Origin of the sequence: Clostridium cellulovorans 743B (genome assembly GCF_000145275.1) — a bacterium.
GTDB lineage: Bacteria > Bacillota > Clostridia > Clostridiales > Clostridiaceae > Clostridium_K > Clostridium_K cellulovorans.
On sequence record NC_014393.1, the window covers coordinates 66,823 to 78,806 of the forward strand.

The 11,984-nt window shown below is 31.0% G+C and carries 7 protein-coding genes; all 7 read left to right on the top strand.

Going from position 1 to position 11,984, the window contains the following annotated elements:
* Positions 1–51: 51 nt before the first annotated feature.
* The 7 genes from CLOCEL_RS00220 to CLOCEL_RS00250 all read left to right on the top strand — a co-directional run bounded on the left by CLOCEL_RS00220 (position 52) and on the right by CLOCEL_RS00250 (position 11,743).
* Positions 52–2,115, top strand: coding sequence for a beta-glucosidase family protein (locus tag CLOCEL_RS00220; protein ID WP_010073066.1), 2,064 nt, complete (start codon positions 52–54; stop codon positions 2,113–2,115).
* A 208-nt stretch (positions 2,116–2,323) separates the two neighbouring features.
* Positions 2,324–4,081: a sensor histidine kinase gene (locus CLOCEL_RS00225; RefSeq protein ID WP_010073065.1), complete on the top strand. Its 1,758-nt coding sequence runs from the start codon at positions 2,324–2,326 to the stop codon at positions 4,079–4,081.
* A 10-nt stretch (positions 4,082–4,091) separates the two neighbouring features.
* A complete protein-coding gene (locus tag CLOCEL_RS00230) occupies positions 4,092–5,633 on the top strand; it encodes a response regulator transcription factor (RefSeq protein ID WP_010073064.1) in 1,542 nt (513 codons plus the stop codon).
* A gap of 179 nt (positions 5,634–5,812) precedes the next feature.
* Positions 5,813–7,465: an ABC transporter substrate-binding protein gene (locus CLOCEL_RS00235; RefSeq protein WP_010073063.1), complete on the top strand. Its 1,653-nt coding sequence runs from the start codon at positions 5,813–5,815 to the stop codon at positions 7,463–7,465.
* Positions 7,466–7,684: 219 nt separating this feature from the next.
* Positions 7,685–8,644: an ABC transporter permease gene (locus CLOCEL_RS00240; RefSeq protein WP_010073062.1), complete on the top strand. Its 960-nt coding sequence runs from the start codon at positions 7,685–7,687 to the stop codon at positions 8,642–8,644.
* An 18-nt stretch (positions 8,645–8,662) separates the two neighbouring features.
* Entirely contained in the window at positions 8,663–9,568 is a 906-nt protein-coding gene (locus tag CLOCEL_RS00245) for a carbohydrate ABC transporter permease (RefSeq protein WP_010073061.1), read from the top strand.
* A gap of 141 nt (positions 9,569–9,709) precedes the next feature.
* Entirely contained in the window at positions 9,710–11,743 is a 2,034-nt protein-coding gene (locus tag CLOCEL_RS00250; protein ID WP_010073060.1) for a beta-galactosidase, read from the top strand.
* Positions 11,744–11,984 lie beyond the last annotated feature (241 nt).

The window sequence follows — 11,984 nt, forward strand, 5'->3', positions numbered from 1 at the left end:
CTGCTTTTTTATATAATCTAGATAGCATAAAAAATAGAGAGGTACATGCTTATGGATATAGGAAATAAAATAAAAGAATTGATAGAAATGATGACACTTGAGGAAAAGGTTGCAATGATCCACGGTAATGGTCTTTTCAAAACGGGAGGGGTACCAAGGTTAGGGATTCCCCCACTGATAATGTCTGATGGACCAATGGGAGTTAGACGTGATTTTTATGACGATAACTGGATTGCTATCAATAATACTGATGATTTTGTCACATATCTTCCAAGCAATACAGCATTGGCTGCTACTTGGAATATTAATCTTGCCTATAAAGCTGGTCAAGTATTAGGGAATGAAGCAAGAGGTAGAGGTAAAGACGTAATCTTAGCACCAGGAGTTAATATATTAAGAAGTCCAGTGTGTGGAAGAAATTATGAGTATATAAGTGAAGATCCATATTTAACAGCTAGGATGGCGGTAGCAATTATAAAAGGTATCCAAGAAAATGATGTTGCAGCCTGTGTTAAACATTTTGCTGTTAACAATCAAGAAACGAACAGGTTAAAAATTGATGTAGATGTAGATGATAGAGCATTAAGAGAAATTTATTTTCCAGCTTTTGATGCAGCAATTAATGAAGCAGATCCTTATACATTGATGGGGGCATATAACAAATTAAGGGGAATCCATGCATCTCATAGTGATTACCTGCTGAATAGGGTCTTAAAAGGTGAATGGAATTATGGAGGTGTTGTAATTTCTGACTGGGGTGCAGTTCATGATACTTATGAAGCAGTTTATAATGGGCTTGATATAGAAATGAATGTTACTACTAATTTTACTGAATATTTTATGGCTGATCCATTGATTAAAGAAGTTAATGAAGGAAAGATAGAAGAAAAGTCTCTTGATGATAAAATTTCAAGAATTCTTAAGCTTATGTTTAAGCTAAAAATGTTTGATGATAATCGGTATGACGGAGAATATAATACTTTAGAACATAAACAGAGGGTTTTAGAGATTGCAAGAGAATCTATAACATTGTTAAAGAATGAAGGAAAACTCTTACCGTTGGACAGAAAAAAGATAAAGAGATTAGTAGTAATAGGAGAAAATGGTGATAGGATTCATTCGCCAGGTGGAGATAGTGCTGCAATTAAAGCATTATATGAAGTGACCCCTCTTTCTGGTATACGCATGAAATTTGGGGGAAATACAAAAATAGAATATTTCAAGGGTTATTCTTCAGAAGAAAAAGATAACGATAAAATTCTCTTTGATGAAGCTGTAATAGCTGCAAAGGGGGCTGATGCAGTTGTGTTTGTTGGAGGTATAAATCATGACTTTGATACTGAAGGATTCGATAAGCCAGATTTAGTTTTGCCTTATGGGCAAGACGATTTAATTAAAGAACTTCTTAAAGTAAATAAAAATACTGTAGTAGTTATGATATGTGGCACACCAGTTGAAATGAGTCAATGGTTAGATATGGCACCCGCAGTTATTCATAGTTCCTATGCAGGAATGGAAGGAGGAACTGCCTTAGCAGAAGTTTTACTTGGCAATGTCAATCCATCAGGGAAGCTTCCAGTGACATTTCCTAAAACTTTAATGGATTCACCAGCACATAAAATTGGAGAATTCCCAGGAGAGCAAACAGTTCATTATAAAGAAGGATTATATGTAGGCTATAGATACTTTGATACTTATAAAGTCGAACCTTTATTCTGTTTTGGACATGGATTATCTTATACAACCTTTGAATATAGTGACATGGAGGTTTCTAAGGAAGAAAAAGATAATGATATTAAAGTAATAGCAACATTTAAGGTTAAAAATACTGGAACTGTTGCAGGTGCCGAAGTTATTCAAGGTTATGTAAGAGATACAGAATCACAACTTGAAAGACCTGAAAAGGAACTAAAAGCTTTTGCTAAGGTGTTTTTACAACCACAGGAAATAAAATCGGTAGAATTAGAATTTGATAAAAAATCTTTTGCATATTACAACAACGAAGAAGCAATATGGGTATGTGAAGAGGGAAATTTTGAGTTGTTAATAGCAGCATCTTCCCAAGATATTAGATTAAAAGATAATGTTAGTATATATAAGACTATAAAATATTAAGAAAAAACTTTTAGTAGAACAGTTATAATTGTAAAAGATGGTTCTCTATACTGATTTTTATCAATAGAGTTCCACTTTTTACTGCCTAGAATTAAAAAAATGTTTGAGAAAAGAGTGAATTATGATAATATAGCAATAAGAAAATATTTGTAAAATTTATCGGTATTGAGTGTGATAAGTCGTAATATCTTAGAAAGGATATTTAATAATGAAAAGCCTAAAAATATTTAAAAAAGTAATTAGTAATATGAGAATAAGAAATAGGCTTATGGCAATTTATGTGATTGCAGGTTTGATACCATTATTGCTAGTTGGGACATACTTAACAATAAGTACGAGAAATATAGTAAGGGAACGGGCTGTATCAGAAGCAGAAGCAAATTCTGACAGAATTGTTGATAGAATTAAAGAAATTACTGATCTAGCTTCTGATGTTTCAGAATTATTATATGTGGACAAGAGATTGCAAAGTTTAGTAACAACTCAGTATAATGAAAAAGATAGAAGTTTGATACTTGAGGATTATGAACAATATACGACAATAACCGAATACATGAATTATTATGCGTCTATTGATGATATAATTTTATATGTAAAAAATGAGACTGTACTTGATTGGTCTATTGTTAAGGTAACAGATCGAATAGCAGCACAACCTTGGTATCAAAAAACCATAAAAAATGGCGCAAAAATAACTTGGCAGTACGTTTACGATGAATATCTGGATAAATATAATTTAGCATTGCATAGAGTGATAAAGAATGATAATGGCAATGAAATTGGTGTGCTTCAGATAAAAGTTACAGAACAACCATTAAAAAATATAATACAGGATGAACCCTTTGATACATTTATAATATTAAATGATGAGGTGATTATTTCCAACGACAAAAGGACTGAAGACGTATCAATAGCTAATATAAATTACAAAGATAATGGAATTAGTTATATTGAGTATGGAAATGAAAAAATAGTTGCCATAAGCAGAAATATTACATCTAATGAAATAAACAGCATTAAAGTAGTAAGTATGATACCTTTAAATAAAATATATAGACAGTCAGACTTAAAAAGCGCTACAGGATTTGCTATTATTTTCATAAGTATGGCTATTTCTATAATTATAATCTTTAAATTTTCAAATAATTTTAGTAAAAGGGTTATAGTATTTAAAGGTGAGATGCATAAGGTAGTAAGTGGTGATTTCGAAATAATTAAGACGTTAGAAGGTGATGATGAAATTGCTGAACTTTATGATGATTTATATAAGATGATAGACAGTATTCAGCTTTTGATTAATCAAGTGTATGTAGAAAAAATTCAAAAAGAGCAACTTGCATCAAAACAGAAAGATGTTGAATTTAAAATGTTAGCAAGTCAAATAAATCCCCACTTTTTATATAATACTTTGGAAACAATAAGGATGAAAGCTTATTGCAATGAACAATACGAAATTGCTGAGATTGTAAAAATATTAGCAAAAATTATGAGAAGAAACTTAGAAATAAATGATAATCTTGTTTCTTTAGAATCAGAAATTACTATGATTAAGAATTATTTAAAGATACAGAAGTTTAGGTTTGGGGATAGGATAACCTATGATATTAATATTGAATGTAATATAGATGATTATTATGTACTTCCATTATTATTTCAACCAGTAGTTGAAAATGCTTTTGTTCATGGATTCGAACATAAGCAAGGTATAGGTGAAATTAAAATTATAATAAGCAAAGATGAAAATCGACTAATTTTTTCTATACGTGATAATGGCGTTGGAATAAGTCCAGAAACATTGGAGAACCTAAGGGCAAGTATTAGTAATATTAATTATAAAGGTAAAAGTATTGGATTAAATAATGTTAATCATAGAATTAAAATATATTATGGCGATGAATATGGGGTTGAAATTTTTAGTGGATTAGAAGTTGGCACAGAAGTGAAAATATATTTACCAATAAACTAGGAGGAAGACTATGTTAAACGTTTTGATTGTTGATGATGAACCTATTGTTAGGGAAGGTCTAAAGATCATTATTGATTGGAATAAATATGGATACACAGTATGTGGTGAAGGTTTAGATGGTAAGGATGGTTTTGAAAAGATATTAACCTTGAAACCAGACTTGGTGCTAGTTGACATAAACATGCCTGGAATGAATGGAATTGAAATGATTAAAGCTGCTAAAGAACAAGGGGCTCTTAGTAAATTTATAGTGCTTACAGGTTATTCACAATTTGAGTATGCACAAAATGCTATAAAGTTAGGGGTAAAATCTTATCTTTTAAAACCTATAGATGAAGATGAACTTATAGAGAATTTAAAAGGTTTGTATTTAGAGATTGAACAAGAAAAAAATAAAAATAAATATCTTAATCTTACTAAAAAACATTTAAGAAATGAACTTTTAAGAAAAATAGTAACTGGATCATATCTTCAAGATGATTTAATTGAATATAGAGAAATAAGTGGACAAAAGTCAGATGCTGAGAGATTTGTTGTATCAATTATAGATACTTGCGTTGGAGATGAAACTACAAAGCCTATTAAAATAGAAGAGCGAATAGAAGAATGCTTAAAAGATAAAATGGATATAGGGTTGTGCAGAGTAGAAGGAAAGTATGTAATAACCTTTGTAGATAAAAGTGATGCTTCAATTAAGATGCTCTTGTCATCTATTTATAATCAGTTAGTGGGTAATAAGAATGTAAGTGCGTTTATTGCAATTGGAGAAAGCGTTGAAGTTGTAGAAGATATATCAAAATCATATAAGAGTGCTAAGGAAATAATTGAGAATAAGTTCATATATGACGATGAAAAAATAGTAAAATATGGTTCGACAAATCAAGGCGATAAAGATATAACTTTTGGAAAAGATGATATACAGGCATTATATACTTCTATTGAAATAGGAGACATGGATAAGTTAACTAATACAATAAAATTACTTGAGAAAAGCCTTATAAACTCAAATTTATCCACAGAGAAAATGAAAGGATTACTTATAAAGTATTTTCTTGAAATCAAAAGCCAACTTGTGGCAAGTTTTCCAGAGTACAAAGATAAATTTCCAAAGGATGATGATATTATTAACGGAATATATAGTTATGCGAACTTAAAAACTCTTCTTCAATATATTAAAGAGGAATTTATGAGCATGTCTGAGGTTATTGAGAATAACTGTTCTGATAATATAATGAAAAGAATTGTGAATTATATAGATAGGAATTATTATAAAGATATTAAACTTGAAATGTTAGCTGAAATTTTCAATTATAATAGCGCATATCTTGGAAAAATGTTCAAGAATCATACAAATGAAAGTTTCAATAGTTACCTAGATAAAATAAGAATTGAAAATGCAAAAAAATTACTTACAAACGATAGTTTAAAGGTTTATCAAGTATCTGAAAAAGTTGGTTATAAAAATATAGATTATTTTTATAGCAAGTTTAAAAGGTATGTTGGGATGAGTCCAAAAGAGTATAAAAAGTTAAATAAGTGTGAAAACCTATAAAAATAAAGGTGTTTTATGTGCAATTTTCTAGGTATACGTTTTCAGGGTAAAGGTCTATAATATCCTTGTAACAACAAAAGAATACTCCAAAAGTCATAGTGAAAACGATATTATAAATGGTTTTTCGCTTAATTAATTTTGGATATATTCATAATAATTATTATTAGGGGGAACGATGTATGAAAAAAACTAAACTACTTAGTTTACTATTAGTTTCTGCTTTAGCTGTTACATCTTTAGTTGGATGCGGATCCAAAAAAGAAGAAGCAAAGACAGAAAAAGATGACAAAGCACCAATAACTTTTTCATTCTATAGTGCTGATGGAGTTGCAAATGATTTTACAGATCCAATAGCTAAAAAGATAACTGAAAAAACTGGTGTATCACTTAAAATTGATTATCCAGTTGGAGGTAACAATCAAAAGGTGCCTCTAATGATAGCTTCTGGAGAATATCCAGACTTAATCTATGCTAAGGGTGACACAACTAAATTAGTTGAAGCTGGAGCATTAGTACCATTAGATGATTTAATCGACAAATATGGTCCTAACATCAAAAAATTATACGGTGATTACTTAAACAGACTTAGATTCAGTAGTGAAGATAAAAAGATATACACACTAGGTGTTTATGGAGTTAATAATGCAAACTGGAAACCAGATGGTTCAATGCAAATCCAAAATGCAGTATTAGAAGATGCTGGATACCCACAAGTTAAGACTTTAGATGATGTATATAAATTAATAAAGAATTATAAAGCTAAATACCCAACTATAAACGGACAAGAAACTATCGGTATGTCATTATGTGCTGATGATTGGAGATGGTTAATCACAGTTGGTAACCCATCAGGATTCGTTCTAGGACAAGGGGACAATGGTCAATGGAAAGTAGATCCAGAGACTTATAAAGCAGAATATAAATTCTTAGATCCTCAAATGAAAGAATACTATACTTGGTTAAACAAGTTATATAAAGAAGGATTATTAGATCCAGAATCATTTACTCAAAAATATGACCAATATATAGCTAAATTATCTACTGGTAGAGTATTATTAATATCAGACGCATATTGGGATTATAAAGATGCTAACATTTCGTTAAATGCAAACAATCAAGCTAATAGAACATTCTTCCCATTAGCTGTTACATTAAATGATAAAGTTAAATTCAACATGACTAATGCTGGATATTCAGGTGCATCAGGTGTTGGTATAACTACTTCTTGTGCAGATCCAGAAAGAGCAATCAAGTTCATAGACTGGTTATGTACAGATGAAGCTCAAATACTTAACAACTGGGGTATTGAAGGCGTTAACTACGAAATCGTAGATGGTAAGAGAGTTGTTCCACAAGCAGAAAAAGACAAGAAAAACACAGATAAAGATTATGGTAAGAAAACAGGTCTAGGACAATATGGATACCCATTCCCACAATATGGTGATGGTGTTCAAGATGAGTCAGGACAATACTATACAACTAACTCTAAAGAAGATATAATAGCTGATTACAATGAAGCATATAAGAAAACTTTAGCTGCATACGGCAAAAAGATGGTATTAGATATGTTCCCAGATGAAAAAGACTTCCCAGTTTCAGATTTTGGTGCTGCATACAATATCAAAATTCCAAATGATAGCCCAATAACAATAGCTCAAAAGAAAGCAGATGATTTAAGCCAATCAAAAATACCACAACTTATAATGAGCAACAACTTTGATGCTGATTGGACTGCTTATCAAAAAGATTTAAATACTCCAGAACTTCAAACAGCTAACGAAGAAATGACTAAATTAATTAAGGCAACTGTTGATTTATGGAGCGGTAAATAATATCTTTAGTTCACAGAATAACACACAAAACCTTGTATTTCAAAGGCATAGAGTTACTACTCTATGCCTTTTTTAAACAAATTATGTGTAGAAAATTAGAGGTATATCTATATTTTATAAATATCTAAATAGTAGGGTGTTTTACGTTGAATTTCATAGGTATACGTTTCCATGGGGAAAAGTTATAATTAAATCATGAAGAATGGAAGGGGGATTAACGTGGAAAATACAACAGTTAAAGACGAAGAACTTAAATTTTCCAAGAAAAAAAAGATAGGATTAAAAAATCTTATAGAACAAAAATACCTAATATTTATGTCTCTGCCTTTTGTGATATGGGCTATAATTTTTAAATATGTACCGCTTTGGGGATGGACAATGGCTTTCCAAGATTATAAGCCAGCAAAAGCTTTCTCAGAACAAACATGGGTAGGGTTTAAGCACTTTAAAGCGTTTATAACAGATCCAGAGTTTCCAAAGTTAATGAGAAACACATTAGGAATGAGTATTTTAGGAATTATATTTGGGTTTGTAGTCCCAATAATATTTGCATTATTGCTAAATGAACTTAGAGGAAACAAATTTAAGAGGACAGTACAAAGCGTTTCATATTTACCTCACTTTGTATCTTGGGTTGTAACAGCTAGTATTGTAACAACGCTACTTGCTGCACCAAGCGGTCCAATAAATCAATTATTAATGAATTTGCATATAATAAGTAAACCAATTCAATTTTTATCTGAACCAAAGTTATTCTGGGGTATAGTTACAGTATCAGATGTTTGGAAGGAAACTGGTTGGAATGCGATAATATATTTAGCGGCTATGACTGGTATAGACCCAGAGTTATATGATGCTGCAAAGGTTGACGGTGCTGGTAGATTTAGAAGAATGTGGAATATAACATTGCCAAGCATTAAGCCTACTATAATGGTACTTCTAGTAATGAGTATAGGATCACTTATAAACATAGGTTTTGAAAAACAATTCCTATTAAAAACTCCAATGGTAATGGATTATGCTAACGTTCTTGACTTATACGCTTTAAATTATGGTATAGGAATGTTTAGATACTCCTTCGGAACAGCGATAGGTATATTTAAATCTGTAATAAGTATCATACTTATATTCTCAGCAAATAAGATTGCAGAAAAATGGGGAGAAGGAAAGATACTATAATAGTAGGAGGTGGAAATAATGGAAGCTGTAAAGGCGAAAAAGAAAAGAGATATAGGAGCATTTGATATATTTCTATATGTATTAATGATATTAGTTATGATTGCAACGTTGTATCCATTCCTAAATGTATTAGCAATATCATTAAATGATTCAATGGATACAATAAAGGGTTCTAATTTTATAATACCAAGAGAGTTTACTTTTGATAACTATAAAGAAATATTCAAATATAACAATCTAGTGAGTGCGTTCTTTATGTCTGTATTAAGAACTGCAGTTGGAACATTTACGGCAGTTATCTGTACAGCAATGCTTGCTTATGTATTTAGTAGAAGAGATTATGCTTTCAATAGACCAGTAGTTGTACTATTCGTTATAACTATGTATGTTAGTGGAGGTATGATTCCAGAATATATGCTTATTAAGAACATTGGACTTGTAGGAAAGTTCTCAGTATATATAATTCCAGCTTTAATAAGTGTATTCAATGTTATAGTTATGAGATCTTTTATTGATGGTATTCCGATATCATTACAAGAATCAGCTCGTATAGACGGTGCTAATGACTTTGTTATATTCTATAAAATAATAATGCCATTATGTATCCCAGTTTTAGCTACAATATCATTATTCGTAGCAGTTGGACAATGGAACTCTTGGTTTGATACTTACTTATATAGTGCAGGAAAGGCATGGCTCAGTACGTTACAATTTGAAATGATCAAGATCATGGATAATACAAATGCCACCACAGCAATTTCACAGGCACAAGTAAACTCAAACTCTGTAACAAATGCAGTAGTTTCGCCACAATCTATTAGAATGGCGTTAACTATAACAGCTACTGTACCAATATTACTTGTATATCCTTTTGTTCAAAAATACTTTGTTGCTGGTATGACATTAGGAGCTGTTAAGAGTTAATAATAATCTCAAATAAATATGTACAAATAGGGCACGGATTAAGTTCTGTGTCTTATTTATTATGAATATTAAAAACAGTATATGTTAATGATTACTTAGAGGAATCTAGAAAATGTTGAACAAGAAGAATGGAGGAAAAATATGAAAAACTTAAGCTCTATATTTTATGGTGGAGATTATAATCCTGACCAATGGCCAGACGAAATTTATCAAGAGGATATGAGACTTTTTAAGTTAGCAGGTATTAATATCATAACAATTCCTGTATTTAGTTGGGCGCTTCTTCAACCATCTGAAGATGAATATAAGTTTGAATGGTTAGATAAAATTTTAGATTTAGCATGGGAAAATGGAATAAGTGTTTGTCTTGCTACTTCCACAGCTGCACAACCTTCGTGGATGTCAAAAAAGTATCCAGAAATGCTACCAGTAGATTTCTATGGAAGAAGACGTAAACACGGTGGTAGAGTAAACTTCTGTCCAAACAATGAGAAATACCATGAATTTTCAACAAAGCTAACAGGTCTTATGGCAGAAAGATATAAAAATCATCCAGCTATAGCTTTGTGGCATATTGGAAATGAATACGGTAATTATTGCTATTGTGATAAATGTGAAGAAGAATTTAGAAACTGGGCAAAGAAGAGATATGGAACTATTGAGAACTTAAATAAAAAGTGGTACTTAAACTTCTGGGGACATACAATATACGATTGGGATGAAATTGTTATTCCTTCAGGACTAAGTGAAGTATGGATGGACGGGTGGACTGCAAAAACAAACTTCCAATCTATAGCCATTGATTATAATAGGTTTATGTCTGAATCAGTATTTAATTGTTATAAAGCGGAATATGATATTATTAAAAACATAACACCTGAAATCCCAATAACTACAAATCTCATGGGAACTTTTAAACCTTTAGATTATTTCAAATGGGCAGAGTACATGGATATAATATCTTGGGATAACTACCCATCATTAACTGACCCTATGTTTAAAACTGCTATGAGGCATGATCTTATGAGAGGCTTAAAGGATGGAAAGCCATTTTTACTTATGGAACAGACTCCAAGTCAGCAAAATTGGCAACCGTATAATAGCGTAAAACGTCCAGGGGTTCTTAGACTTCAAAGCTATCAAACATTAGCACATGGTGCTGATGCTATAATGTTCTTTCAATTAAGACAGTCTATTGGAGCTTGTGAGAAGTACCATGGAGCAGTCATATCTCATGCTGGACATGAAAATACCCGCGTATTTAAAGAGTTAACACAAATAGGTGATGAACTAAAAGCGTTAGGGGATAAGACTATAGATTCAAGAATGCAAGCTAAAGTTGCAATTGTTTTTGATTGGGAAAATTGGTGGGCAGTAGAGTTTTCCAGTGGTCCTAGCAAGGATTTAAATTATGTTGAACAAGTAGAAAAATATTATGAAGCTTTCTACAATATGAATATAGCTGTTGATATGGTAAAACCAGAAGCGGATTTATCTCAATATAAAATAGTTGTAGCACCAGTTTTATATATGCTTAGACCAGGTGTAGCAAAGAATTTTGAAAGTTATGTCGAAAATGGTGGAACCTTCGTAACTACATTCTTTAGTGGTTATGTTGATGAAACGGATATAGTAAAAGTTGGTGGATATCCAGGTGAATTAAGAAAATTACTTGGATTATGGGTAGAAGAGATTGATGCTATATTTCCAGATATGAGTAATAGTATCGTAATGAAAGAAACAGTAGGAAAACTAGAAAAAGAATACATAAGTAAAATGTTATGCGATATTTTAAATGTTGAAACTGCAAAAGTATTAGCGGTTTATGGAAAAGATTTCTATGCAGGTAAACCTGCGCTTACTGTAAATAATTTTGGGAAAGGTAAAGCTTATTATATAGCTACAGATCCAGAACAAAGTTTCATAGCTGGACTTATGGAAGTTTTATGTGAAGATAACAGCATAACAGCTCCTTTTCAAGCTAAAGCAGGAGTAGAAATTGCCCAAAGGTTTAAGGATGATAAAGAAATTACTTTCATTATGAACTACAATGATGAAGATGTAGTTATAAACCTTAAAGATGAAAATTATATAGATTTAATAAAAAATAAAGGTAAAAAAGGAGAAATATTAATTAAGTCCAAAGACGTTCTGGTTTTAGAAAGAAAGATATAATATGAAAATGTTTACTAAAAGATTTATAGAAAGTTTATTAATTTGACACAGAATTGACACATTAAAGAGTTATAATAAAAACATGATAGATAATCTTTTTTTCATATCCCCTATAGATATAACCCACTGGTATCCCCGTGCCAGTGGGTATTTGTTTGTTTAAATTTAATTATAAAAAATTAAGTAATTTTCTTACTTAATTTAAGGGGGAATCATGAGTAATTATTTTATTAGAAACCAT

Excerpts from the sequence above, each read along its gene's own strand:
- CLOCEL_RS00235 (WP_010073063.1), top strand. The coding sequence starts at position 5,813 with ATGAAAAAAACTAAACTACTTAGTTTACTATTAGTTTCTGCTTTAGCT.
- CLOCEL_RS00225 (WP_010073065.1), top strand. The coding sequence starts at position 2,324 with ATGAAAAGCCTAAAAATATTTAAAAAAGTAATTAGTAATATGAGAATA.
- CLOCEL_RS00220 (WP_010073066.1), top strand. The coding sequence starts at position 52 with ATGGATATAGGAAATAAAATAAAAGAATTGATAGAAATGATGACACTT.
- CLOCEL_RS00250 (WP_010073060.1), top strand. The coding sequence starts at position 9,710 with ATGAAAAACTTAAGCTCTATATTTTATGGTGGAGATTATAATCCTGAC.
- CLOCEL_RS00245 (WP_010073061.1), top strand. The coding sequence starts at position 8,663 with ATGGAAGCTGTAAAGGCGAAAAAGAAAAGAGATATAGGAGCATTTGAT.
- CLOCEL_RS00230 (WP_010073064.1), top strand. The coding sequence starts at position 4,092 with ATGTTAAACGTTTTGATTGTTGATGATGAACCTATTGTTAGGGAAGGT.